Source organism: Micromonospora lacuserhaii (assembly GCF_036902735.1).
Classification (GTDB): Bacteria; Actinomycetota; Actinomycetes; order Mycobacteriales; family Micromonosporaceae; genus Micromonospora.
Window position 1 is genome coordinate 25,491 of record NZ_JBAKHO010000006.1, and the last position, 23,328, is coordinate 48,818.

The following is a 23,328-nucleotide window of genomic DNA, read 5'->3' on the forward strand; positions in this document are numbered from 1 at the left end:
AGGGTGCAGATCTCCGCGCGCGGCGACTACGCGGTGCGGGCGGCGCTGAGCCTCGCCGCCGCGTACCCGTCGCTGCTCTCCACCCAGGCGATCGCCACCGAGCAGGACATGCCCCGCAAGTTCCTGGAGGCCGTCCTGGCCGACCTGCGCCGGGCCGGCGTGGTCCGCGCCCAGCGCGGCGCCGAGGGTGGCTACACCCTGGCCCGCCCGCCGCGCGAGGTCACCGTCGGGACGATCCTGCGCGCTGTGGAGGGCCCGCTGGCCGGGGTACGCGGGCTGCGCCCGGAGGAGACCCGGTACGAGGGCTCGGCGGAGAACCTGCCCCGGCTCTGGGTCGCCGTCCGGGCGGCCGTCCGGCAGGTGCTCGACGAGGTCAGCCTCGCCGAGATCCTCAGCGGCCGGATGCCCGCCCACGTACGACGGTTGACGGCGCTGCCGGACGCCTGGGAGCCGCGCTGAGTCACACCGTCCGGATCACCTCCTCGGCGGCGAGCCGGGGCAGCCGGTCGTGCCAGGCGTCCGGCCCCGGGCGGCCGATGTTCACCAACAGCAGCACCTCGTGCCGACCGTCCGGGAAGAACTCCCGTTGCACGCCGGCCGCGTCGAAGCCGGCCATCGGCCCGGCGGCCAGCCCGGCGGCGCGCACCCCGACGAGGAAGTAGCCGATCTGGAGGGTGGCGTTGAACCGGGCCTGCGTGACCCGCTCGGCCCGGTCGGCCAGCCAGTCCCGGGCCTGCGGCCGGTGCGGGAACAGCTCGGGCAGCCGCTCGTGGAAGTCGACGTCCGCGGCGAGCACCGCCACCAGCGGCGCGCCCGCCGTCTTGACCCGGTTCCCGCTGGACACGTACGGCAGCAGCCGTCGCCGGGCCGCCGCCGAGCGGACCAGCAGCACCCGCAGCGGCTGACCGTTGAGCGCGGTCGGCCCGTACCGGACCAGGTCGTGGACGGCGGCCAGCTGCGCGTCGTCGACCGGCTCGTCGGTGAAGGTGTTCGCCGTCCGGGCCGCCCGGAACAGCAGGTCCTGGGCGGCCGGATCGAGGGCGAGCAGGTCGGTCGGGGGCGCGGCCGTCACCAGGCCGCCTCGGCGATGCCGCCGGTGGTGGTGTAGCCGCCCCGGTGGTGGACGAGCGGGTCGCCGTCCTCCCCCGGGCCGAGCGCCAGCGGCTCGGCGATGACCAGGGTGTGGTCCCCGGCCGGCACCCGGTGCACCACCCGGCAGAGCAGCCGGGCCAGCACCCCGTCGAGCAGCGGCAGCCCGAACGGCCCCGGCGTCCACCCCGGGTACGCGGCGAACCGGTCGATGCCGCTGGTGGCGAAGATCCGGGCCGCCTCCTGCTGGCCGGCGCCGAGCAGGTGCACCGCGACGTGTTCGGCGCGGGCCAGCACCGGCCAGCTCGACGAGGCCACGCCGAGGCAGAACGAGACCAGCGGCGGGTCCAGCGAGACCGAGGTGAACGAGGTGGCGGTGAAGCCCGCCCGGACCGGGGCGCCGACCCCGCCGAGGCAGGCCGGGTCGGTGCCCCGGGCCACCGCGGTGACCACGGTGACGGTGGACGCCTGCCGGCGCAGCAGGGTCCGGAACAGGTCCCGGTCCACCGGCAGCAGGTCGGTGGGACGTTCCACGGTGGTCACGCCGTCACCAGCTCCCGCTCGGTGGCGTACCCGCTGGCCGGGCGGGGCAGGCCGTAGTGCTCGCGCAGGGTCCGGCCGGTGTACTCGTGGCGGAACAGCCCGCGCCGGCGCAGCAGCGGCACCACGTGGTCGACGAACGCCTCCAGCCCGCTGGGCAGCAGCGGCGGCATGACGTTGAATCCGTCGGCGGCGCCCTCGGTGAACCAGAGCTCGATCTGGTCGGCGATCTGCTCGGGGGTGCCGGCGACCACCCGGTGCCCGCGCCCGCCGCCGAGCCGGCCGATCAGCTGCCGGATGGTCAGCTTCTCCCGCCGGGCCAGGTCGACGACGAGCTGGTAGCGGCTCTGGTGGGCCTGCACGCTGGTGGCGTCGGGCAGGTCGGGCAGCGGGCCGTCCAGCGGCAGGCCGGTGAGGTCCACCCCGGTCATCCCGGACAGTTGGGCGAGGGCGTGCTCGGGCACGATCAGCGCCTCCAGTTCGTCGGCGAGGGCCCGCGCCTCCGCCTCCGTACCCCCGATCACCGGGGCGATGCCCGGCAGCACCTTGACCAGGTCGGGGTCGCGGCCGGCGGCGGCGGTCGCCCGCTTGAGCCCGGCGTAGAACGCCTGCCCGTCGGCGAGGGTCTGCTGCGCGGTGAAGACGGCCTCGGCGTACCGGGCGGCGAAGGCGATGCCGTCGGCGGACGAGCCGGCCTGCACCAGCAGCGGCCGGCCCTGCGGCGGGCGGGGCGTGTTCAGCGGGCCGCGGACCGTGAAGTGCCCGCCGGCGTGGGCGACCTCGTGCACCCGGTCGGTGTCGGCGAAGACCCCGGCGGCGGCGTCGAGGACCAGCGCGTCGTCCTCCCAGCTGTCCCAGAGCTTCACCGTGACGTCGACGAACTCGGCGGCCCGGCGGTACCGGTCGGCGTGCGACGGGTGTTCGTCGAGGTTGAAATTCCACGCCTCCCGGGACTGGGCGGAGGTGACGATGTTCCAGCCGGCCCGGCCGCCGCTGAGGTGGTCCAGCGAGGCTAACTTGCGGGCGACGTTGAACGGCTCGTTGTAGGTGGTGGAGACGGTGGCGATCAGACCGATGTGCTCGGTGGCGGTGGCCAGCGCGGCGAGCAGGGTCAGCGGCTCGAAGACGGCCTGGATGTTGTGCCGGACGTTCGGCCCGACGGCGAGCCCGTCGGCCAGGAAGACCGAGTCGAGGGTGCCGCGTTCGGCGATCCGGGCCAGCTCCTGGAAGTGCCGGACGTCGGCGACCCGCCGGGGGTCGGTACGCGGGTGCCGCCAGGCCGCCTCGTGGTGGCCGACGCCCATCAGGAAGGCGTTCAGGTGCAGGGTGCGGGACATGGGGGTTCCTCTCAGGCGGAGACGTCGACGCGCCAGGTGGAGAAGCGGCGTTCCACGGCGACCAGGAGCTGGTTGACCACGAGGCCGATGGCGGAGATGGTGATGATCCCGGCGTACATGTCGGGGATCGCGAAGTTGTACTGCGCGTAGTTGATGAGGTAGCCGAGCCCGGCCTTCGCGCCGACCATCTCGGCGGCGACCAGGACCAGGATCGAGTACGCCCCGGCGAGCCGGACGCCGGTGAAGACGGTGGGCACCGCCGCCGGCAGGATCACCTTCTGGAACAGCCGCAGGTGGTTCAGCCCCATCGAACGGGCCGAGCGCACCAGCAGCGGGTCGACGCCCTTCACCCCGGCGATGGTGTTCAGCAGGATCGGCCAGGAGCAGGCGTAGAGCACCAGGGCGATCTTGGAGGTCTCGCCGAGGCCGAGGATCAGCACGAAGACCGGCAGCAGGGCCAGCGCGGCGGTGTTGCGGAACACCTCCAGCAGCGGGCTGAGCAGCTCCGCCAGGGGGCGGTACCAGCCGATCAGCAGCCCGAGCGGGATGGCGGTGAGCACGGCCAGCCCGAGCCCGGTCAGCGACCGGGTGAGGCTGGCGCCGACGTGGTCGGCGAGCTGCCCGCTGGTGAGCAGCGCCCACCAGGCCACGAGCACCTCGGACAGCGGCGGCAGGAAGACCCGGTCGACCAGCCCGGCCCGGGGCGCGGTCTCCCAGACGGCGGCCAGGGCCAGCAGCGCGGCACTGCGGTGCAAAGCCCGGCCGCCGAGGCCGAGCAGCCGGCCGGGCAGGGTGGGCGCGGCGAGGGCCGTCGCCGGTGGCGCGGCGGGCGGAGCCGCCAGCCGGGCGGGACGTTCGGCGATGTCAACCAACGCGGGCCTCCTGTCGGCGGGCCGCCGGGGTGGCGGCGGGGCGTTCGGCGGACTGGGCGGCGCGCACCTCGTCGCGCAGCAGCGTCCAGATCTCGTGCCGGTGGTGCCGGAACGCGTCGGAGGAACGGACGTCCTCGGCCTCCCCCCGGTCCCCCAGCTCGATGTCGATGACCTGCTTGATCCGCCCCGGCCGGGAGGTCATCACGGCGACCCGCCGGCCGAGGTAGACGGCCTCGTCGATGCCGTGGGTGATGAACACGATGGTCTTGCCGGTGGCCTGCCAGATCCGTACCAGCTCGTCCTGGAGCGAGTCGCGGGTCTGCGCGTCGAGCGCCGCGAACGGCTCGTCCATCAGCAGGATGTCCGGGTCGTACGCGAGGCTGCGGGCGATGGCGACGCGCTGCTTCATGCCACCGGAGAGCTCGTGCGGGTAGCGCTCGGCGAACCCGCTCAGCCCGACCAGCTCCAGGTGGTGGGCGACCAGGTCGGCCCGCTGGGCGCGGGGCACCCCCTTGGCCTCCAGTCCGAACGCGACATTGCCGGCGGCGGTGCGCCAGGGCAGCAGGGCGTACTGCTGGAAGACGATGCCCCGGTCGAGGCCGGGCCCGGTGACCGGGCGGCCGTCGACCAGCACCTGCCCGGAGGTGGGCCGGGAGAGCCCGCCGAGCAGGTCCAGCAGGGTGGACTTGCCGCAGCCGCTCGGGCCGACGACGACCAGGAACTCGCCGGGGCGTACCCCGAGGGTCAGCTGGTCCAGCGCGGTGACCGCGCCGGCGGACGCGCGCCGGCCGCCGCGGACGTCGAAGGTCTTGGTCACCCGGTCGAAGAGGACCTTGTCGCCGGTCATGCCGCACCGCCACCGGAGGCGAAGGGGTTGTACTGGTTGGTGTAGATGTCACCGGGCTTCGGCTTGTCGCCCTTGAGCTCGCCGGCGTCGGCCAGCCAGTCGATCCAGGTGGCGAACTCCCGGTCGGTGATCACGCCGCCCTTCCCCGCGACGCCGGTGGACTTCCAGTACCGCACCAGGGACGGGTCCTCGTTGCGGCCGCGCTTGGCGATGATCTGCTCCAGCCGGGCGACCACAGTCTCCCGGGGCTGGCTACGGGCCCACTCGATGGCCTTGCCGACCCCACCCACGAACGTCTTCACCGTCTGCGGGTTGCGCTTGATGAAGTCGTCGCGGAAGACGTACGCGCCGCCGCTGAACGCGCCGAGCAGCTCGTAATCGGTGAAGATGGTGCGGACGCCGCCGTTGGCGACCGCCTTGTCGCGGATGACCCCGCCGAGCACCGCGACGTCGATCTGCTTGGCCCGCAGCGACTGCTCGGTGTTGACCGGGGGCAGCGCGACCAGCTCGACCCTGGCGATCTCGGCCGGGGTGAGGCCGCCCTTGACCAGCCAGGTCTTCAGTACCGCCTCGGCGTGCGCGCCGAGGGTGTTCATCCCGACCTTCTTCCCGATCAGGTCGCGCGGCGTCCTGATCGGGCTGTCCTGCAGGACGTAGTAGCCCTGGAAGGTCTGCGCGTCGGAGCCGTAGTAGCTGACCACGGCGGTGATCGGGGCGCCTGCCGAGGCGAGCTTGACGATCGCACCGTTGAACGCGCCGCCGAAGTCGCTCTGCCCGGTGGCGGTGGCCTGGATGTCGGCCGGGCCGCCGGTGACGTTGCCGATCCAGTTGAGCTTGACGTCGCCGAGGTAGCCGAGGTCGGCGGCGAGTTCGGGAAGGGTGACCTGGCCGACCGAGCCCTGGTAGCGCAGCTGTCTGGCCTGGCCGGAGGCTTCGGCGTCCGCGCCGCAGGCGGTGGCGGCGCCGAGGGTGAGCAGGGCCGCGAGGGCGGCGAGGGTACGACGGAATGGGGACATGGCGGTCTCCTGATCTGTGCACGGAACCGCGCCCGGGGCGCGGGGATACGCCGACGCGCGCCACCGGGCCGCCGTGGGCGGGGCGTGGTCTGCGCGGAGGAAGTGAGGTGTGGAAGACGGCGAATCGCGTCAGCTCAACAGAGCGCGCTCGCGTGCCGGACCAGGTCGACGTGCACGCGAGCGGTGAGGAGAAGCTCATCCCGCTGCGACATGAGCCCATGCTGCCGGCCGGCGGGCACCCCGGTCAACGGCCTTCCAGAACATGAGATGTGCGTCGCTGGCTTTGTTACATCCCTTGCTGAGCTGGGTTTACCGGCCCGCAACACCTACCGACTCAATGGGGATTGGAGGGCTCGCCGTGCACCGTCCAGAGCGGAACGGACGCAGGTTTCGTAATTCCTCGATCCGGGCATGTTCGATCACGACAGAGCAGGGCAGTAGAGGGAATGCGAAGGGAGCCCACAATGGGTCTGATGTTCCGCAAGCGCAAGAAGTACGGGCCGATCATCCTGAACTTCACCGAGAACGGCTTCTCCTCCTGGAGCATCAAGATCGGTCGCTGGTCCTGGAACTCCAAGGCCAAGGCGCACCGGGTCGACCTGCCGGGGCCCCTCTCGTGGAAGCAGGACAAGTCCCGGGCATGACGTCCCGAGGTCGAGCGGGGTGCCGGTGATTCACCGGCACCCCGCTCGGCGTTCCGGCCCGGTTCGGCGTTCGGCCCGGGACGGCCGCGTTCCCGGCGCAGAATCGCGGCATGGGTGGGGACGGGTCCTGGCGTCGGGAGCGGCGGCGCGCGGCGATCGGATGCCTCCTGCTGCTCCTCGCCTACTTCCTGGTCCCGGTGGAGCCGGACCCGAACGGGCCGCGGCTGGTCCTGCGCTCGGTCGGCACGCTGCTGCTGGTGCTCACCGTCGCCGCGCTGGTCACCGGCCAGGTGCGTCGACAGCTCGCCGCGGCACCCACCGGCGAGGCGGAGGCCCGCTCGCTGGTCCGGCTGACGGTGGCCCTGGTCGCCGGAGTGGTCACCTTCGCCCTCGCCGACTACGTGGTGGCGAACACCCGGCCCGACCAGTTCGCGAACCTGGACACCCGGGTCGACGCGCTCTACTTCGCGCTGGCCACCCTGACCACCATCGGCTACGGCGACGTGCACGCCCAGGGGCAGATCGCCCGGGTGGTGGTCTGCGCGCAGATGCTGTTCAGCATCGGGGTGATCGCCACCGGGGCGTCCATCCTGGTCAGGCAGCTGACGGGCCGCCCGGGGCGGCGCTGATCAGCACGTCGCCGCCGAGCCGGCCGTGCTCCGGCTCCCGGGTCACCGCGCCCGAGGTCAGCAGAGTGCTCAGCGCACGGACGGTGTCGGCGGCCCGGTAGGCGGTCGCGGTCAGCGTGTGCCGGCGCAGCTCGGTGACCGTACGGGGCCCGGAGCGGGCCAGCTCGGCCAGCAGCTCGCGGCGCAGCGGCCCGGGCTCGGGGTGCAACGCGATGTCGAGCAGCCCGCCGGCCGGGTCGGCCGGGTCCCGGTAGCGGACCCCGGCGAACTCGTCGGCGTCCCAGAGGGCGTCCTTGAACGCTTCCAGGCTCCGGTCGAGACGGGTGCCGTAGGCGACCACCCGGCCGGCGCCACCGTCGGCGGGTACCAGCTCGACCTCGGTGACCAGCGGGAACCCGGCCGCGTCGAGGGCCGGACGCAGCGTCGCCGGGGCGGGCGCGACGGCCAGCACCTCGGCCGGACGGCCGGTGGCCGCGGCGTCCAGCACCGCCGGGCCGGGGACGACCCCGTCGACCACGGTCAGCAGCGGCGCCCCGGCCGCCCCGGCGGCCTTCAGCGCGACGGGCAGCCGGGCCGGGTCGCCGGGAACCAGGTGGACGGCGACGTCGGCGGGGAGGGTCGCCTCGACCGCGCCGAGCCGGGCCGGCAGGTCGGCGCCGCCGGCCAGCACCAGCACGGTGAGCCGCCGCCCGCGCAGCCGGTCGGCGAACTCGGCCACCACCCGCAGGGCCGCCTCGGCGGTGGCGGGCTCCCCCGCGTAGGACAGGGCGAGGGTGGCCCGCCGGGAGCGCTGCAACGCCCCCGGCAACCAGTGGTCGAGCTGGCGGACGAGCAGCTCACGCAGGACGGCGTCGGTCGACATGCTGCCGTTGTACCAGTAGGGCCGCTCAGGCCGGGATGGAGATGCCCACTCCGCCGCGGGTCTGGCCGCCGTAGCGCCGGCGCTCCCGGTCGAGGTCGAGCGGGCCGATCCGCTTGCGGGCGGCGAGGGCGGCCTCGTCGAGCAGGTCGGCGGGGACGAGCCAGACCACCTCGAACTCCAGCCCGTCCGGGTCCTGCCCGTAGAGGCTCTTGGTGGTGCCGTGGTCGGAGCTGCCGACCAGGCCACCGGCGGCGGCGAGCCGCTCGGCGGTGGCGGCCAGCTCGTCGAGGGTGTCGACCTCCCAGGCCAGGTGGTAGAGGCCGACGGTGGCGCGGCCGGCGGTCGACCGGCCGGCCGCGGCGCCGATCTCGAAGAGGCCGAGGTCGTGGTCGTTGGTCGAGTCGGGCGCCTGGAGGAAGGCGGCGCCACGGAAGCCGTCCGGGGTCATCGACACCGGGCGGAAGCCGAGCACGTCACGGTAGAACGCAACGCTGCGGTCGAGGTTGCTCACGTAGAGGACGGCGTGGTTCAGGCGGTGGATTCCCATGCGACCCACGGTAGCGCGGCTTGGTTGAACGCTCAACCACTTCCGGTATGATGGTCGTCATGACCCGGTGGCTGGACCCCGACGAGCAACAGACCTGGCGCTCCTACCTGACCGCCTCCCGCGCCCTGATGGAGACCCTCGACCGCGAGCTGCAACGCGACGCGGGGATGCCGCACGCGTACTACGAGATCCTGGTCCGGCTCTCCGAGGCCACCGACCGGCGGCTGCGGATGAGCGACCTCGCCGACGCCACCGGCTCCTCGCGCAGCCGGCTCTCGCACGCCGCCGCCCGGCTCGAGGCCGCCGGCTGGATCCGCCGCGAGGAATGCCCCACCGACCGGCGCGGGCAGGTCGCCGTCCTCACCGACGCCGGCTTCGCGGCGCTCGCCGCCGCCGCGCCCGGCCACGTCGAGGGGGTACGCCGCCACCTGTTCGACGCGCTCAGCCCGGCCCAGGTCGACCAGCTGCGCCGGATCAGCGAGACGCTCGCCGCCCACCTGACGAGTTCTTGACCAACTTGCTCCCCGGCAAGGGTTGTACATACCGTCGCCGGACGAGCACGATGGGGCGTGTCCTCTGGCTTCGGTGAACTCACTGTCCAGGCGCACCAGCTGGTGTCCGCCGGTGACCTGGCCGGCGCGCAGCGGCTGCTCTCCGACGCGCTGACCGACGCCGACCCCCGCCCGGACCACGCCTCCCCCGAGCTGGCCGACGCCGCCGGGCTCCAGGCCCGGGTGCTGGTCGCTCTCGGCGAACCGCACTCCGCCCGAGGCTGGGCCGCCTTCGCGTACGCGGCCGCCAACCGGCTGCACGGCCGCTCCGACGAGCGCACCATCTCCGCCGCGGCCACCCTCGCCGCGGTGCTGCACCGGGTCGGCAGCGAGGCCCGGGCCGCTCGGCTCTACTCCGAGGTGATCCTGGAGCTGACCGCTCGGGACGGCCCCGAGTCGGTGCGGGTGCTCGCCGCCCACGCCGACCTGGCCACCGTCGAGTACGCCCGCGGCCAGTGCGTCCAGGCCCGGGAACGCCTCCAGGACGCCTGGGAGCTGCACCGCGAGGTCTACGGCGACGGGCACCCCAGCGGCATCAAGATGCTCGCCCGGCTCGGCGCGATGCAGCGCGACTGCGGCCGGTTCGGCGAGGCGCACGACACCCTCGCGCTCGCCCGCGAACTGGCCGCCGACCACCTGGCCGACGACGACCCGCTGGCCCGCCAGGTCGCCGCGCTGGCCCGGGGCGCCGCCGACCCCGACCACGTGTGCGACGACGAGCACGGGCCGGAGCACGACGGGCCGGTGGTGCCGGCCGCGCGTACCCCGCCGCCGGCCGAGGGCCCGCCGGAGCCGCCGGTCTGGCCCGTCGCGGCGCCGGCCGCCGACGAGCCCCACCCGCCGACCGTGCCCGGCCAGCGGCTCCCGCCCGACGACACGTACCCGGAGGACACCGACTGGTGGCCGCCGGAACCCGCGCCCGAGCCGACCCCGCACGACCCGGTCCCGCCCTCGGTGGTCGGCCTGGCCGGCGGGTACGCCGACGAGGCCGACGGGGTCCGCCGGGTCGGGCCGCCGATTTCGTCCCGGCTGCTGCCGGTGCTGGTGCCCCGGCAGCACGCTCCCCCACCCCGCCGGATCCGGGCCGCGCCGGCGGTCGTCGCCGGGGTGGTCGTGGTGCTGCTCGGCGCCGTCGCGGTGATCGCCGGGGTGTCCCAGGTGGACGGCTCCGGGGACAGCCCCGCCGCACCCGCCTCCCCGAGCGCGTCCACCGCGCGGTCCGGGTCGCCCGCCGCGCCGAGCGCCTCGTCGCCCGCCGTCGCCCCCGCCTCGCCCGGCACCCCACCGGGCGCGGTCAGCCTCCGCGACCGCCGCGACAACATCGCGCTGAGCTGGACGTACCCGGCCGGCGCCGAGGGGCCGGTGGTGATCGCGGGCGGCCGCGCCGACCAGGATCCGCGCGCCTTCCAGGAGCTGCCCGCCGGGACGACCAACTTCGTCGTCTACGGCCTCGACGGGACCACCGACTACTGCTTCACGGTCGCGGTGGCCTGGTCCACCGACACGGTCGCCCGGGCCAACCGGGTCTGCACGAAGCGCCGCTGACCCCGCGTCCCCATTGGCCGGTCGGGTGCTTCGGCGTGTCGAGACCCGGGGGCCGCATGTCCCGGTCGGCGACATGACTCCGCGTCATGAATATGACGGAGCGTCATATCGCTCTTCAGCACATCGCTGTCCGGAAGCGCCTCGAAGGTACCGCCGCGCCCGCGGGGGTCAGCCCGGATCGGGCAGCGCCGGGAGCCGCAGCCGAACGGCCAGGCCGGGCCCGGCGTCGGACAGCTCGACCGTCCCGCCGGCCCGGCGGACCAGTTCCCGCACGATGGCCAGCCCCAGGCCGGCGCCGCCGGCGTCGCGGGCCCGCCCCTCGTCCAGCCGGGTGAACCGCTCGAAGACCCGCTGCCGGTCCGCGGCCGGGATGCCCGGCCCGTCGTCGGTCACCGTCACCAGGTGGTACGCCCCACCCGGGCCGGCCGCGTCGCCTCCGGCGGCAGGGCGGACCGCGAGCACGACCCGGGAGCGGGCGTGCCGGACGGCGTTGTCCACCAGGTTGGCCAGCACCCGGCGCAGCTCCTCCGGGTGGCCGACGCTCCACACCGGGCCCGGCGCCGGGATCACCGACACCGGCGGGGACGGGTAACGGCCGGCTACCTCGCCGAGCAGCCCGCCCAGCTCCACCGGCTCGCCGGCGGACGTGCCGGGCCCGCCCGTCGGCGTGGCGGGCGCGGGCGGTTGCTCGTCCAGGCGGGCCAGCAGGAGCAGGTCGTCGACGAGCCGACCCAGCCGCTCGGTGTCGGCGAGCAGGTCGGTGGCGACCGACGGCCAGTCGGTCCGGTCCGCCAGCCGCTGCGCCACCTCCAGCTCGGTACGCATGTTGGTCAGCGGGCTGCGCAGCTCGTGCGCGGCGTCGGCGAGGAACGCCCGCTGCCGGGCCCGGGCCGCCTCCAACCGGTCGAGCATGTCGTTGAGGGTGACCGCCAGCCGGTGGATCTCGTCCCGGGCCACCGGCACCGGCAATCGGGCGTCCGCGCCCCGGCCGGTGATCTCCGCCGCGCCGCTGCGCAGCGCCTCCACCGGGCGCAGGGTCGCCCCGACGACCCGCCAGGCCACCGCCGCGAGCAGCGCCACCAGCAGCGGGAAGGCCACCAGTAGCACCGTCCGGGCCGCCCGCAGCGCGTGCGCGACGTCCTCGGTCGACCGGCCGACCAGGACCGTCAGCGGCTCGGTGGGCGTACCGGCCGGGACGGCCACCACCCGCACCGGTCCCGGCAGGCCCAGGCGCTGCCCCGGGACGACGGTGCGCCGACGGTCGCCCCCGCCGAGTTGGTCGGGGCGGACCATCGGCACCAGCCGGTCGGCGTCGATCGAGGCGGCCCGGATCCGCCCCGACGCGTCCACCACCTGCACCCGTAGCTGCCCACCGGCCACCGGCAGCGGATCCGGCAGGGCGTCCTCGGCGGCCAGCCGAGCCACCGCGTCGGCGGTCCGGAACGCCTCGTCGTCGACGTTGCGTTGCAGCGTCCAGCCGAGCGCCACCAGCAGCACCACCCCGCCGAGGGCCAGCCCCACGCAGAGCCCCGCCACCCCGAGCGCCATCAGCCGGGCGCGCAGCCCGAGCGACGGCCAGCCGGGGCGGCTCACGTCGCCAGCCGGTAACCGGCGCCCCGGACCGTCTCCAACCGGTCCCGGCCGATCTTGCGGCGCAGGTAGCCGACGTACACCTCGACCGCGTTCGGCGCGGTCCGCATCCCGCCGTCCCAGACGTGGTCGAGCAGCTCGGTCTTGGAGACCACCTCACCGGGGCGGCGGATCAGGTAGTCGAGCAGGGCGTACTCGCGGGCGGTCAGGACGACCTCCACGTCGGCCCGGGTGACCCGCCGGCGGGCCGGGTCGAGGCGCAGGTCGCCGACGGTGAGCACGGTCGGGCGTTCCGGCGCGCCCCGGCGCAGCAGCGCCCGCAGCCGGGCCAGCAGGACGACGTACGAGAAGGGCTTGGTCAGGTAGTCGTCGGCCCCGCAGTCCAGCCCGTCGGCCTGGTCGTACTCGCCGTCCTTGGCCGACAGCATCAGCACCGGCAACCAGTGCTCCTCGGCGCGCAGCCGGCGGACCACCTCGTAGCCGGACAGGCCGGGGAGCATCACGTCGAGGATCATCGCGTCGTACCCGCCGTGGCGGGCGGCGTCCAGCCCGGAGGGACCCGTGGACGCGGTGTCCACCACGAACCCCTCCGCCGTCAGGCCGCGTTGCAGGGCGGCCGCCAACCGGGACTCGTCCTCCACCACCAGCACCCGCACGCCCACAAGCGTGCCACCCCGGCGCCGCCGGCTGGTCTGGCGTCCTCAGCACCTTCACAGCACCTTCCGGGCAGGATGGGCGCAGGAGGTGCGTCATGTCCGTACTGAAGAGCCGTCCCGCGCTGCGTTGGCTGGTGCCGCTGGCCGCGGCCGTCACCGTCGTCGGAGGCGGCGTCGCGGTGGGCACGTTCGCCGCCAACGCCGAACCCGCGCTGCCGCCGCGCAGCGCCGCCCAACTCCTGGTCGACGTGCAGACCGCCCGGCTGGACGGGCTCTCCGGCACCGTGGTGCAGCGCGCCGACCTGGGGCTGCCGCCGATCGCCGGCCTGGTCGGCGGCGACCTGACCAAGCTGCTGACCGGCACGCACACCCTGCGGGTCTGGCACTCCGGCCCGGACCGGCAGCGGGTCGCGCTGCTCGACACCCTCGGCGAGCGGGACGTGATCCGCGCCGGCCGGGACGTCTGGACCTGGGACAGCCGGGCCAACACCGCCAGCCACCGCACCCTGCCGGAGTCGGCGGGCCGCGCGCCGGAGGCGGAGCTGCCGGCCACTCCGCAGGAGGCCGCCGACCGGGCGCTGGCCGCGATCGACCCGAGCACCGTGGTCACCACCGGTCGCACCGCCACGGTCGCCGGGCGGGACGCGTACGAGCTGGTGCTCACTCCGCGCGACGAGGCGTCCCTGGTGCATCAGGTGCGGATCGCCATCGACGCCACCGAGCACATCCCGCTCCGCTTCGAGGTGCTCGCCGACGGCGCCGACCAGCCGGCCTTCGAGGTGGCGTTCACCCAGGTCGACTTCCGCCGGCCGGACGCCGACCAGTTCGCCTTCAACCCGCCGCCCGGGGTGAAGGTCACCGAGGAGCGGGCCGACGCGCCGGCGGGTGACCGGCAGCGGGCCGCGCAGCACCGGGCGGACGGCGCGGACGTGCGTACCGTCGGCGAGGGCTGGACCACCGTGGTGGTGGCGCGCACGGACGCGACCGCCCCGCGCGAGGAGAAGCCGACCGCCGCGGACGGCACCGCTGGACCCGACGCGGCCCAGCTCGGGAGCCTGCTGAACGGGCTGCCGAAGGTCAGCGGCGACTGGGGCAGCGGCCGGCTGCTGACCGGGAAGCTGTTCAGCGTGCTGCTCACCGACGACGGCCGGCTGCTGGCCGGGGCGGTCACGCCCGAGCGGCTCTACCAGGCCGCGCGCGGCTGACCCACCGCGACCGCGCAGGGGGTCCGGGCCGGCGGAAGCCGGTGCGGGCCCCCGTTCGCGTGCCCGGAGCCGGCGCGGCGGTGTGACGTGGTCGCCCCCGGACCGGCAGGCTTGGTGCCGCGGCTCGCCGCGCGGTATCTTCAACAGTTCCTGGGCACAAAAAAGGAATGGCGCTCTCGGCCATTCCTGGCGCAATTCTAATTGACGAGGAGACGGCTTGTCAACGCATTCCGGCGGTCCCGGCGAGCTGCCGCGGCACGAGGACGAGATCGGCCGCGAGCAGGAGTACGTCTCGATGCTCTACGGCCGGCTGGACGGGCTGCGTGAGCAGGCCGCCCGCCGGCTCACGCAGGAGCTGCGGACCACCGGCGGCACCCTCCAGGCGCGATCCCAACGGGACAGCGCCGTACGGATGTACGCCGACCAGGTCGAGCAGTTCTCCGCGGTCGAGAACGGCCTCTGCTTCGGCCGACTCGACGGCGCCGACGGCGCCCGGCACTACATCGGCCGGATCGGCATCTTCGACACCAGCGGTGACTACGACCCGCTGCTGATGGACTGGCGCGCCCCCGCCGCCCGCCCGTTCTACCTCGCCACCGCCGCCAACCCACAGGGCGTACGCCGGCGGCGACACCTGCGGAGCCGGCAGCGCAAGGTCACCGGCCTCAACGACGAGACGCTGGACATCGCCACCGCCTCCCCCACCGCCCACGAGGAGCTGACCGGCGAGGCGTCCCTGCTCGCCGCGCTCAACGCCGGCCGCACCGGCCGGATGCGCGACATCGTCGAGACCATCCAGGCCGAGCAGGACCGGATCATCCGGGCCGACCTGCCGGGCGTGCTGGTCGTGCAGGGCGGCCCCGGCACCGGCAAGACCGCGGTCGCGCTGCACCGCGCGGCGTACCTGCTCTACACCCACCGACAGCAGCTCTCCACCCGCGGCGTGCTGCTGGTCGGCCCGAACGCCACCTTCCTGCGCTACATCTCTCAGGTGCTACCGGCGCTGGCCGAGACGGGCGTGCTGCTGCGTACCCCCGGGGACCTCTTCCCCGGGGTGAGCGCCGGGCGCGCGGAGCCGGCCGGGACGGCGGCGCTGAAGGGCCGGGCGGTGATGGCCGAGGTGCTGGCCGCCGCGGTACGCGACCGGCAGTGGGTGCCGGACGAGCCGCTGGAGATCGAACTGCCCCAGGGCGAGATCCTGCGGGTGGAACCGGAGACCGTCCGGGCGGCCCGTGACCGGGTCCGCCACGCCGACCGGCCGCACAACCTGGCCCGGGCGCTCTTCGACATCGAGCTGGTGCACGCCCTCGCCGCGCAGGTCGCCGAGCGGATCGGCGCCGACCCGTTGGGCGGGGAGAACCTGCTGGAGGAGGCGGACCGCGCCGAGATCCGCCGGGAGCTGCGGGAGGAACCCGAGGTCCAGGCCGTGCTCGACCGGCTCTGGCCGGTGCTCACCCCGCAGCGGCTGCTGGCCGACGTGTACGCCTCCCCCGACCGACTCGCCACCGCCGCGCCGATGCTCACCGACGCCGAGCGCGCCCTGCTGCACCGGGAACCGGGCGGCGGATGGACGCCGGCCGACGTGCCGCTGCTCGACGAGGCCGCCGAGCTGCTCGGGGAGGACGAACGGGCCGCCGCCGCCCGCCGCGAACGGATCCGATCCTTTCAGCGCGAGTACGCCGAGGGCGTGCTGGAGATCGCCCGGGGTTCCCGCTCCATCGACGTGGAGGACGAGGCCGACGGCGGTGAGATCCTCGGCGTCACCGACCTGATCGACGCCGACCGGCTGCTGGAACGGCAGGAGGAGGCCGACCGCCTCACCACCGCGCAGCGCGCCGCCGCCGACCGGAGCTGGGCGTTCGGGCATGTCATCGTCGACGAGGCGCAGGAGTTGACCCCGATGGGCTGGCGGCTGCTGATGCGCCGCTGCCCGAGCCGGTCGATGACCATCGTCGGGGACGTCGCGCAGACCGGCGCGCTGGCCGGTACGCCGTCCTGGGGCGAGGCGCTGGAGCCGTACGTGGCGCGGCGGTGGCGGCTCGAGGAGCTGACCGTCAGCTACCGCACCCCCGCCGAGATCATGGCGGTCGCCGCCGAGGTGCTCGCCGAGATCGACCCGGCGCTGCGCCCGCCCCGCTCGGTCCGGGAGAGCGGCGAGCCGCCGTGGGACCGGGCCGTGGACGCCGCAACGCTGGCGACAGAGCTGGTCGAGGCGACCACCCGGGAGGCCGCCGCACTGGACGACGGCCGGCTCGGCGTGATCGTCCCGGCGGGCCGGGCGGACGAGCTGGCGGCGGCCGTGGTCGCCGCGCTGCCCGAAGCCGCCGTCGGTGAGCAGCCGGAGCTGGAGAGCCGGGTGGTGGTGCTGACCGTCGGTCAGGCCAAGGGCCTGGAGTTCGACACCGTCCTGGTGGTGGACCCCGAGGGCATCGTGGCGGAGTCCCCGCGCGGTCGCAGCGACCTCTATGTCGCCCTCACCCGCGCCACCCAGCGACTCGGCATCCTCCGCCCCACCCCCTGACCGCTGCCGAGCCGGCGACGAATCGGCCGATGCGGAAAGCAGTGGCCTCCCCGTGCGGGTGAGGCCACTGCTTCCGTGGTCGAGCGCGATCAGCGGGCAACCGGATCAGCCAGGGTTCGCCCGATCGTTGGTGAAGTTGCCCACCTGGCTGCCGGAGCTGGACTTGTCGCTGGTGGAGCCGCCGGCGGGGGTGCTCAGGCCGCCGGTGGTGGCGTCGCCGGTGGTGGTCGGAGCCACCTTGCCAGGGTGTCGCTCGGGCTGTCTGGCCACTCGGCGGGCGCTGGCCGGGCCGGCGGTGCCGCCCGTGGTGGTGACCGCGCCCTGGCCTCGGGTCGGACCGCCGTCACGCAGCACGTTCGGGTCGACCGGCGCGTCGGCCGGATCGTCCGGGTCCTCCTCCTGGATCACCCGGGTCTCGTCGAAACGCGGCACGGTCACCTCGTCGAGCGCGCCCTCGCCGTACACGCCGGCGGTGAGCCGCTCCTCGGTCTTGCGGGCGGACTCCCGCATCGGGTTGCTCTCACGCACGTTCATCACCTCGCAGAACTGGCGGTAACCCACCGCCTGCCCGCTGACGGGGACGACAAACCGGCCCGCGCCGGTTCACCGACGCCCCGAGCCGGGCTGCGCTGACGTACCCCGGCGGTGGTGCGTCCGCGCGGGGCGGCAGCGGCGGACCGATCCGTCGGCGGGTTCGGTGTTACCTCCTCCGGGGGGCCGGGTAGACGCAGGGTGCCCTCGCCACAGCAGGTGAACCGCGCCGTGGCCGAACCGCGGTAGCGGGGCGAGGGAGTGCAGGTACTCATCAAATCCTTGAGGAGGACAGATGAGCACGCAGGCTGCATCGACCAGGCCGATGAACCGGCCCACCCAGAACGCGCCGAACCGTCCGACGGACATGGATGATCGGGCGCGGATGGACGAGATGACCCGTCCGATGCCGATGATGCACGAAGGACGCCGGCAGGACCTGACGGCGCCGGGGACGGAGACCAAGCCGTCGTTCGCGACGACTGAATTCTGGGTCTACGTCGCCGGTGTGATCGGCGTGCTGGCCGCGTCGTACCTGGTCGGCAAGAACTCGGTCGGCGTGGACATCTTCCGCGCCCCGCAGGCCTGGTTCTTCATCACGCTGCTGACCATCGGCTACCTGGGCAGCCGGGGGCTGTCGAAGGCCGGCAGCAACTTCCGCACGGGCGAGGAGCGCAGGGCGCGCCACTGACCCCGACGAGATCAGTTCCTGAGAACGGTGGCCCCCGGGATCATTCCCGGGGGCCACCGTCGTTGGCCGTCAGCGGCTCACTCGAAGTCGCCACCGAAGTCGTCGCCACCGAAGTCACCCTCGAAGGCGTCCTCGATGATCTCACCGGCGACCAGGCCACCGGCCATGCCGAGGGCCGCGCCGGCGACCATGCCACCCATGCCCGCGCCACGGCCGTGGTGCCCGTGGGTCGGGTAGCCGTGGGTCGGCTGGCCGAAGCCGGAGGCGCGCAGTCCGCCGTAGCGGGAGGTGGTCTCCTGCAACCAGCCCTCGACGACGCGGGCCCAGTCGACCCGGTCGGCGTCCGCGTGTGAGACGGCGTACCGGCCGAAGGCGTCGTGCCCGGCGCTGAGGAAGCCGCCGCGCTTGTCGCACTCGAGGATCACCTCGACGCCATGCGGGCTAGTCACGAGGGTCACCTCGACCTCGTTCACGGTCCGCGCGTACTGCGGCGCGGCGAAGAACTCGATCTCCTGGTAGAACGGCAGCGTCTGCTGGGTGCCCCGGATGTGGCCCCGCTCCAGGTCGGCGTGCTTGAACCGGAAACCGAGCCGCTGGAAGGCCTCCAGGATCCGCTCGTGCACCGGCAGCGGGTGCACGTTGACCTGGTCCAGGTCGGTCTTGTCGACCGCCCGGGCGATCGCCAGCTCGGTTCGCAGCCCCATCGTCATGCCGTGCAGCCGCTGGCCGTAGACGTCGGTGATCGGGGTCTCCCACGGCACCGGCAGCTGGAACGGGATCGACAGCTGCTGCTTCGGCGCCAGCTGGAGCGGGCCGCTGACCGCCATCCGCTGGAACTCCATGATGCCGGCGTACTCGGTGTCGCCGCCCTCGATCTCGACCCGGGTGACCAGGGCGACGGTGATCTGCTCGATGCTCGCCGGGGCGTCCCCGCCGACCAGGTTGACCTGGCCGTCCAGGGCCAGGCCCGGGCGGGTGTTCGGGTTCGCCAGCACGGTGTCGACGCTGGGCCCACCCACACCGAACGCGCTCAGCATCTTCTTGAAGACCATCGACACTCCTGGTTCACCCTCGGCGCGCTCCACCGTGGAGCGCGCACGGTCACGCAGGGCACCCTAACCCGCAGCGCTGTGAAGTGCCTGGGAAGCGCGCCGCGGTACGTCGCCCCGGCCGCGGCCGCCGGCTCAGTCGGTCTCGACCACGATCAGCTCACCGACCTCCTCGCCGATCTGGCGCCGCCCCTCGGCCGGCAGCTTCCCGTCGGTGATGAGCACGTCGGCCTCGGTGAGCGGGGCGATGGTGGCGATCCCGATGGTCTCCCACTTGGTGTGGTCGGCGAGCACGACCAGCCGCCGGGCGGCGCCGATCAGCCGCCGGTTGACCGCCGCCTCCAGCAGGTTCGGCGTGGTGAACCCGGTACGGGGGCTCATCCCGTGCACGCCGAGGAAGAGCAGGTCCACGTTGAGCGCGCCGATCGCCGCCTCGGCCACCGGCCCGGTCAGCGCGTCCGACGGGGTGCGGATGCCACCGGTCAGCACGACCGTCTGGTCGGCGCGCGGGTTCTGGTAGAGCGCGTCGGCCACCGGGATCGAGTTGGTCACGACGGTCAGCCCCCGCACGTCGGCGAGCCGGGTGGCCAGCGCGGCGGTGGTGGTGCCGGCGGAGAGCGCGATCGCCATGCCCGGCTCGACCAGGCACGCCGCCCGCTCGGCGATGGCCCGCTTCTCGTCCTGCTGGCGGATCGACTTGGCGGCGAAGCCCGGCTCCTCGGCGGAGCCGGGGCCGACGAGCGTCGCGCCGCCGTGCACCTTGTCGATGAGCCCGCGCTCGGCGAGAACCTCCAGGTCCCGCCGGATGGTCATGTCGGAGACCCCGAACCGGCTGACCAGGTGGCTGACCCGGACGCCACCATGGTGCCGGATCAGCTCCAGGATGGCGCTCTGCCGTTGCTGAGCCAGCATCGGACCTCCCTCGGCGGCGGACGACGACACGGTACGCGGATCAGGCCGCTGCTCGCGGCTCGGCGTTCGGGACATACCCGGCCACGGCCGGCTCCTCCCGCACCACGGCCACCTCGCCGGCGCCGACGACGAGATCGCCGGCGCAGCGCGTACCGGTGAGCAGGTCCGCGCCGGTGACGTCGAGCCGGGCCTCGGTGTCGGTGTGGTTGACCACGAAGAGCCAGGACCGGTCCCCGGCGCGGCGGCGGACCACCTCGACCCCGGCCGGGGCGGCCACCGGTGGACGGGCGCCCGCCTCGGCCAGCAGCCGGGCCACCAGCCGGTCGGTGGCCGCCTCGTCGAGCCGGGTGCCGACGTACCAGGCGGTGCCCGCGCCGACCCGGTGCCGGGTCAGGGCGGCCACCCCGGGCAGCGGCCCGTCGGCGTACGAGGCGAGCACCTCGGCCCCCTCCGGGTGCAGCCACTCGGTCCACACGTCGGCGCCGGAGCCGTCGTCGAGGCGCACCCGCTCGCCGGCGCGCAGCGGGAAGAACTCCTCGGTACGGACACCCAGCAGCTCGCGGAACGCGCCCGGGTAGCCGCCGAGGCGGATGTGGTCGTGCTCGTCGACGATGCCGCTGAAGTACGTCACCAGGGCGGTGCCGCCACCGTCGACGTACCGGCGCAGCGCCTCGGCGTCGGCGTCGCGGACCAGGTAGAGGGTGGGCACCAGGACGAGCTTGTAGCCGGTGAGGTCGGCCGAGGGGTGCACCAGGTCGGCGGTGACACCGGCCCGCCAGAGCGCCCCGTACAGCGCGGTGACCCGGTCGGCGTAGGTCACGTCGACGCTGGGGTGCGAGTCCAGCTCGACCCCCCACCACGCCTCCCAGTCGAAGAGGATCGCCACCTCCGCCTCGACCCGGCTGCCGCGCACCTCGGCGATGGCCTTGAGGTCGGCGCCGAGCTGGCAGACCTCGCGGAACACCTTGGTCTCCGGGCCGGCGTGCGGGACGAGCGCCGAGTGGAACTTCTCGGCGCCGGCCCGGGACGCCCGCCACTGGAAGAAGAGCACCCCGTCGGCGCCGCGGGCCACGTGGGTGAGGCTGTTGCGGCGCAGCTGGCCGGGGGCCTTGGCGACGTTGCGCGGCTGCCAGTTGACGGCGCTGGTGGAGTGCTCCATCAGCAGCCACGGGTCCCCGCCGGCCACCCCGCGGGTGTGGTCGGCGGCGAGCGCCAGGCCCAGGTGCGCACGGGGGTCCGCGGCGGTCAGGTAGTGGTCGTTGGCGACGACATCCACGTCCGCGACCCAGGAGTGGTAGTCGAGGTACTTGATCCCGGTGCCGATCATGAAGTTCGTGGTGACCGGCTGGCGGACCCGCCGCTTGAGCACCTCGCGCTCGGCGCGCAGCTGGGCCCGCTGCTCGTCGGAGGAGAAGCGCAGGAAATCCAGCTGCTGGGTGGGGTTGGCGAAGGTGGGCGCGGTGCGCGGCGGGTTGATCTCGGCCCAGTCGCCGTACCGCTGGCTCCAGAAGGTGGTGCCCCAGGCGTCGTTGAGCGCGGCCAGGTCGCCGTAGCGGTCGCGCAGCCAGCCGCGGAACGCCTCGGCGCTGACGTCGCAGTAGCAGTGCACGTTGTGGCAACCGAGCTCGTTGGAGACGTGCCACATCACCACGGCGGGGTGGTCGGCGTACCGGTCGGCGACGGCCTCGACCAGGGCGAGCGAGCGCTGCCGGAAGACCGGCGAGCTGGGGCAGTACGCCTGCCGGCCGCCGGGCCAGAGCACCGTGCCGTCGGCCCGGCGGGGCAGCGTCTCCGGGTGCCGGTGGGCCAGCCACGGCGGCGGGCTCGCGGTGGCGGTGGCCAGGTCGACGCTGATCCCGCCCCGGTGCAGCACGTCGAGGGCCCGGTCGAGCCAGCCGAAGTCGTACCGGTCGGGGGCCGGTTCGAGCAGGGCCCAGGAGAAGATCCCGACCGAGACCAGGTCGACCCCGGCCCGGCGCATCAGGGCCACGTCCTCGGCCCAGACCTCTTCGGGCCACTGCTCCGGGTTGTAGTCGGCGCCGTAGAAGATCCCGTCGCCCTGCCAGGTGCCGTCCTGTCGCATGGCACCAGAGCGTGCCCCTACGGACGGGCCAAGTCAACACTTTCCAACATCGACAGCATTTCCAACGTTTACCACCGGGATCCCTTGTCAACACTGCGATACCGATTGGCATCAGCCCTCTTGACACGGCCGCAGGGAGGGGTAGCTTCAAGCGCCACCGGCACTTTGTGTTTGCGAATGTTTGTTCTCGGTGGATCTATGTGGCTTTCACCGACACCGACCCCCTCACACCCGACGGCCGCTGGGCGCAGCGCACCTTCTCATCCGCAGGAGGCACCATGTCCCGTCCCCGTACCGAAGCCGAGTACCTGGCCCGACTCGCACCGCCCTCCGTCGCCGGCCTCCGGCGACGCTCACTGCTCGCCGGCACCGCCGGGGCGGGCGCGCTGCTCGGCACCGGCCTCCTCGCCGGCTGCGGCTCCGATTCGGACTCCGGGTCGGACAGCAAGGCGGTGTCGCTCGGCTCGAACCAGTCCGACCCGGTGCCGAAGGGCGTCATCGCCAAGGTCATGGACGGGTTCAAGACCTCGTCCGGCATCCAGGTCGCGATCAACACGGTCGACCACAACACCTTCCAGGAGAACATCAACAACTACCTGCAGGGCAAGCCGGACGACGTGTTCACCTGGTTCTCCGGCTACCGGATGCGGTTCTTCGCGGAGAAGGGCCTGGCCGGTGACGTCAGCGACGTCTGGGGCAAGCTCTCGGGCTTCTCCGACGCGTTCAAGACCGCCTCGACCGGCGACGACGGCAAGCAGTACCTGGTGCCGTCGTCGTACTACCCGTGGGCGCTCTTCTACCGCAAGTCGGTCTGGAAGCAGTACGGCTACCAGGTACCGACCACGTTGGACCAGCTCAACACGCTCGGCGCGCAGATGAAGAAGGACGGCCTGGCGCCGATCGCCTTCGCCGACAAGGACGGCTGGCCGGCGATGGGCACCTTCGACATCCTCAACCTGCGGATCAACGGCTACCAGTTCCACGTCGACCTGATGGCCGGCAAGGAGGCCTGGACCTCCGACAAGGTGAAGAAGGTCTTCGACACCTGGAACGGGCTGCTGCCGCTGCACCAGCCGGACGCGCTGGGCCGCACCTGGCAGGAGGCCGCGCAGTCGTTGCAGCAGAAGAAGAGCGGCATGTACCTGCTCGGCCTCTTCGTCGCCCAGCAGTTCAGCGCCGCCGAGCAGGACGACCTGGACTTCTTCACCTTCCCAGAGATCGACTCGACGATCGGGGCCAAGGCCCTGGACGCCCCGATCGACGGCTACATGCTGGCCCGCAAGCCGAAGTCCGAGGCCAACGCCAAGAAGCTGCTGGAGTACCTCGGCTCCACCGACGCCGCGAACATCACCGTCAAGAACGACCCGAGCACCCTGGTGGCCAACGGCAAGGCCGACGTCAGCGGCTACACCGCCCTGCAGAAGAAGGCCGCGGAGCTGGTCGGCTCGGCCACCGAGATCGCCCAGTTCCTGGACCGGGACACCCGGCCGGACTTCGCCTCCACCGTGGTCATCCCGGCGCTGCAGCAGTTCCTCAAGAACCCGAAGGACGTCAGCGGGCTGCTGACCAGCATCGAGAACCAGAAGAAGTCGATCTTCACCAGCTGACGGC

General features: G+C 73.6%; 24 protein-coding genes. 9 read left to right on the plus strand and 15 right to left on the minus strand.

Annotated elements, in window-relative coordinates:
- Window positions 1-3 precede the first annotated feature (3 nt).
- Entirely contained in the window at window positions 4-459 is a 456-nt protein-coding gene (locus tag V6U81_RS05870) for an RrF2 family transcriptional regulator (protein ID WP_334485251.1), read from the plus strand.
- Between the two features lies 1 nt (window position 460).
- Here V6U81_RS05870 and V6U81_RS05875 read toward each other — a convergent pair whose 3' ends face one another.
- The 7 genes from V6U81_RS05875 to V6U81_RS29130 form a co-directional block, all read right to left on the minus strand.
- A complete protein-coding gene (locus tag V6U81_RS05875) occupies window positions 461-1,072 on the minus strand; it encodes a malonic semialdehyde reductase (protein ID WP_334485253.1) in 612 nt (203 codons plus the stop codon).
- Entirely contained in the window at window positions 1,069-1,632 is a 564-nt protein-coding gene (locus V6U81_RS05880) for a flavin reductase family protein (RefSeq protein ID WP_334485255.1), read from the minus strand. Before V6U81_RS05880 ends, V6U81_RS05875 begins: the two co-directional genes overlap by 4 nt.
- Window positions 1,629-2,966: an LLM class flavin-dependent oxidoreductase gene (locus V6U81_RS05885; protein WP_334485257.1), complete on the minus strand. Its 1,338-nt coding sequence runs from the start codon at window positions 2,964-2,966 to the stop codon at window positions 1,629-1,631. Before V6U81_RS05885 ends, V6U81_RS05880 begins: the two co-directional genes overlap by 4 nt.
- Before the next feature lie 11 nt (window positions 2,967-2,977).
- On the minus strand, window positions 2,978-3,838 hold the full coding sequence (locus V6U81_RS05890; protein WP_334485258.1) for an ABC transporter permease: 861 nt from the start codon (window positions 3,836-3,838) through the stop codon (window positions 2,978-2,980).
- Window positions 3,831-4,685, minus strand: coding sequence for an ABC transporter ATP-binding protein (locus V6U81_RS05895; protein WP_334485260.1), 855 nt, complete (start codon window positions 4,683-4,685; stop codon window positions 3,831-3,833). The genes V6U81_RS05890 and V6U81_RS05895 overlap by 8 nt, the downstream gene beginning before the upstream one ends.
- Window positions 4,682-5,701 (minus strand): ABC transporter substrate-binding protein, encoded by a 1,020-nt coding sequence (locus V6U81_RS05900; protein WP_334485262.1) that lies wholly within the window; start codon window positions 5,699-5,701, stop codon window positions 4,682-4,684. Before V6U81_RS05900 ends, V6U81_RS05895 begins: the two co-directional genes overlap by 4 nt.
- A gap of 134 nt (window positions 5,702-5,835) precedes the next feature.
- Entirely contained in the window at window positions 5,836-5,913 is a 78-nt protein-coding gene (locus V6U81_RS29130) for a putative leader peptide (RefSeq protein ID WP_349881247.1), read from the minus strand.
- A gap of 252 nt (window positions 5,914-6,165) precedes the next feature.
- Between V6U81_RS29130 and V6U81_RS05905 the strand changes: the two genes are divergently transcribed.
- Both V6U81_RS05905 and V6U81_RS05910 read left to right on the plus strand, forming a co-directional pair.
- Entirely contained in the window at window positions 6,166-6,345 is a 180-nt protein-coding gene (locus tag V6U81_RS05905; protein ID WP_208569874.1) for a DUF4236 domain-containing protein, read from the plus strand.
- A gap of 110 nt (window positions 6,346-6,455) precedes the next feature.
- Window positions 6,456-6,974: a potassium channel family protein gene (locus V6U81_RS05910; RefSeq protein WP_334485267.1), complete on the plus strand. Its 519-nt coding sequence runs from the start codon at window positions 6,456-6,458 to the stop codon at window positions 6,972-6,974.
- Here the strand turns inward: V6U81_RS05910 and V6U81_RS05915 are convergent.
- Both V6U81_RS05915 and V6U81_RS05920 read right to left on the minus strand, forming a co-directional pair.
- On the minus strand, window positions 6,940-7,836 hold the full coding sequence (locus V6U81_RS05915; RefSeq protein WP_334485269.1) for a hypothetical protein: 897 nt from the start codon (window positions 7,834-7,836) through the stop codon (window positions 6,940-6,942). The genes V6U81_RS05910 and V6U81_RS05915 overlap by 35 nt on opposite strands.
- 25 nt (window positions 7,837-7,861) lie before the next feature.
- The gene (locus V6U81_RS05920) at window positions 7,862-8,383 is read right to left on the minus strand and encodes a VOC family protein (protein WP_334485271.1); all 522 of its coding nucleotides are present in this window, start codon (window positions 8,381-8,383) and stop codon (window positions 7,862-7,864) included.
- Window positions 8,384-8,433: 50 nt separating this feature from the next.
- Here V6U81_RS05920 and V6U81_RS05925 point away from each other — a divergent pair, with 50 nt between their 5' ends.
- Together V6U81_RS05925 and V6U81_RS05930 are read left to right on the plus strand one after the other, a co-directional pair.
- Entirely contained in the window at window positions 8,434-8,895 is a 462-nt protein-coding gene (locus V6U81_RS05925; protein ID WP_334485543.1) for a MarR family winged helix-turn-helix transcriptional regulator, read from the plus strand.
- A 57-nt stretch (window positions 8,896-8,952) separates the two neighbouring features.
- Complete coding sequence (locus tag V6U81_RS05930; protein ID WP_334485273.1) at window positions 8,953-10,479, plus strand: tetratricopeptide repeat protein; 1,527 nt, start codon at window positions 8,953-8,955, stop codon at window positions 10,477-10,479.
- A gap of 168 nt (window positions 10,480-10,647) precedes the next feature.
- Here V6U81_RS05930 and V6U81_RS05935 read toward each other — a convergent pair whose 3' ends face one another.
- Window positions 10,648-12,027 (minus strand): ATP-binding protein, encoded by a 1,380-nt coding sequence (locus tag V6U81_RS05935; RefSeq protein WP_334485544.1) that lies wholly within the window; start codon window positions 12,025-12,027, stop codon window positions 10,648-10,650.
- Between the two features lie 41 nt (window positions 12,028-12,068).
- The gene (locus tag V6U81_RS05940) at window positions 12,069-12,725 is read right to left on the minus strand and encodes a response regulator transcription factor (RefSeq protein ID WP_334485275.1); all 657 of its coding nucleotides are present in this window, start codon (window positions 12,723-12,725) and stop codon (window positions 12,069-12,071) included.
- A gap of 95 nt (window positions 12,726-12,820) precedes the next feature.
- On the opposite strand from V6U81_RS05940, the gene V6U81_RS05945 reads away from it, so the two are divergent.
- Window positions 12,821-13,930, plus strand: a complete 1,110-nt coding sequence (locus V6U81_RS05945; protein ID WP_334485276.1) for a LolA family protein — start codon at window positions 12,821-12,823, stop codon at window positions 13,928-13,930.
- A 295-nt stretch (window positions 13,931-14,225) separates the two neighbouring features.
- Window positions 14,226-16,451 (plus strand): HelD family protein, encoded by a 2,226-nt coding sequence (locus tag V6U81_RS05950; protein ID WP_334485545.1) that lies wholly within the window; start codon window positions 14,226-14,228, stop codon window positions 16,449-16,451.
- 105 nt (window positions 16,452-16,556) lie between these two features.
- Here V6U81_RS05950 and V6U81_RS05955 read toward each other — a convergent pair whose 3' ends face one another.
- On the minus strand, window positions 16,557-16,979 hold the full coding sequence (locus tag V6U81_RS05955) for a hypothetical protein (RefSeq protein ID WP_420883981.1): 423 nt from the start codon (window positions 16,977-16,979) through the stop codon (window positions 16,557-16,559).
- A 298-nt stretch (window positions 16,980-17,277) separates the two neighbouring features.
- Between V6U81_RS05955 and V6U81_RS05960 the strand changes: the two genes are divergently transcribed.
- Window positions 17,278-17,673, plus strand: a complete 396-nt coding sequence (locus V6U81_RS05960) for a hypothetical protein (RefSeq protein ID WP_334485277.1) — start codon at window positions 17,278-17,280, stop codon at window positions 17,671-17,673.
- Window positions 17,674-17,750: 77 nt separating this feature from the next.
- On the opposite strand, the gene V6U81_RS05965 is transcribed toward V6U81_RS05960, so the two are convergent.
- From V6U81_RS05965 to V6U81_RS05975, 3 genes are all read right to left on the minus strand, one after another.
- Window positions 17,751-18,725 carry a sporulation protein gene (locus V6U81_RS05965; protein WP_334485279.1) on the minus strand — a complete coding sequence of 325 codons (975 nt, stop codon included), beginning with the start codon at window positions 18,723-18,725 and terminating at the stop codon, window positions 17,751-17,753.
- Window positions 18,726-18,857: 132 nt separating this feature from the next.
- Window positions 18,858-19,634, minus strand: a complete 777-nt coding sequence (locus tag V6U81_RS05970; RefSeq protein WP_334485281.1) for a DeoR/GlpR family DNA-binding transcription regulator — start codon at window positions 19,632-19,634, stop codon at window positions 18,858-18,860.
- Window positions 19,635-19,674: 40 nt separating this feature from the next.
- On the minus strand, window positions 19,675-21,717 hold the full coding sequence (locus V6U81_RS05975) for a beta-galactosidase (protein WP_334485283.1): 2,043 nt from the start codon (window positions 21,715-21,717) through the stop codon (window positions 19,675-19,677).
- 278 nt (window positions 21,718-21,995) lie between these two features.
- On the opposite strand from V6U81_RS05975, the gene V6U81_RS05980 reads away from it, so the two are divergent.
- A complete protein-coding gene (locus V6U81_RS05980; protein ID WP_334485285.1) occupies window positions 21,996-23,324 on the plus strand; it encodes an ABC transporter substrate-binding protein in 1,329 nt (442 codons plus the stop codon).
- Window positions 23,325-23,328 lie beyond the last annotated feature (4 nt).

Bases quoted from the DNA above. Each gene is read 5' to 3' on its own strand.
- V6U81_RS05885 (WP_334485257.1), bottom strand. From the start codon at position 2,966: ATGTCCCGCACCCTGCACCTGAACGCCTTCCTGATGGGCGTCGGCCAC.
- V6U81_RS05895 (WP_334485260.1), bottom strand. From the start codon at position 4,685: ATGACCGGCGACAAGGTCCTCTTCGACCGGGTGACCAAGACCTTCGAC.
- V6U81_RS05900 (WP_334485262.1), bottom strand. From the start codon at position 5,701: ATGTCCCCATTCCGTCGTACCCTCGCCGCCCTCGCGGCCCTGCTCACC.
- V6U81_RS29130 (WP_349881247.1), bottom strand. From the start codon at position 5,913: ATGTCGCAGCGGGATGAGCTTCTCCTCACCGCTCGCGTGCACGTCGAC.
- V6U81_RS05905 (WP_208569874.1), top strand. From the start codon at position 6,166: ATGGGTCTGATGTTCCGCAAGCGCAAGAAGTACGGGCCGATCATCCTG.
- V6U81_RS05910 (WP_334485267.1), top strand. From the start codon at position 6,456: ATGGGTGGGGACGGGTCCTGGCGTCGGGAGCGGCGGCGCGCGGCGATC.
- V6U81_RS05915 (WP_334485269.1), bottom strand. From the start codon at position 7,836: ATGTCGACCGACGCCGTCCTGCGTGAGCTGCTCGTCCGCCAGCTCGAC.
- V6U81_RS05920 (WP_334485271.1), bottom strand. From the start codon at position 8,383: ATGGGAATCCACCGCCTGAACCACGCCGTCCTCTACGTGAGCAACCTC.
- V6U81_RS05925 (WP_334485543.1), top strand. From the start codon at position 8,434: ATGGTCGTCATGACCCGGTGGCTGGACCCCGACGAGCAACAGACCTGG.
- V6U81_RS05935 (WP_334485544.1), bottom strand. From the start codon at position 12,027: ATGGCGCTCGGGGTGGCGGGGCTCTGCGTGGGGCTGGCCCTCGGCGGG.
- V6U81_RS05945 (WP_334485276.1), top strand. From the start codon at position 12,821: ATGTCCGTACTGAAGAGCCGTCCCGCGCTGCGTTGGCTGGTGCCGCTG.
- V6U81_RS05950 (WP_334485545.1), top strand. From the start codon at position 14,226: ATGCTCTACGGCCGGCTGGACGGGCTGCGTGAGCAGGCCGCCCGCCGG.
- V6U81_RS05960 (WP_334485277.1), top strand. From the start codon at position 17,278: ATGAGCACGCAGGCTGCATCGACCAGGCCGATGAACCGGCCCACCCAG.
- V6U81_RS05965 (WP_334485279.1), bottom strand. From the start codon at position 18,725: ATGGTCTTCAAGAAGATGCTGAGCGCGTTCGGTGTGGGTGGGCCCAGC.
- V6U81_RS05970 (WP_334485281.1), bottom strand. From the start codon at position 19,634: ATGCTGGCTCAGCAACGGCAGAGCGCCATCCTGGAGCTGATCCGGCAC.
- V6U81_RS05975 (WP_334485283.1), bottom strand. From the start codon at position 21,717: ATGCGACAGGACGGCACCTGGCAGGGCGACGGGATCTTCTACGGCGCC.
- V6U81_RS05980 (WP_334485285.1), top strand. From the start codon at position 21,996: ATGTCCCGTCCCCGTACCGAAGCCGAGTACCTGGCCCGACTCGCACCG.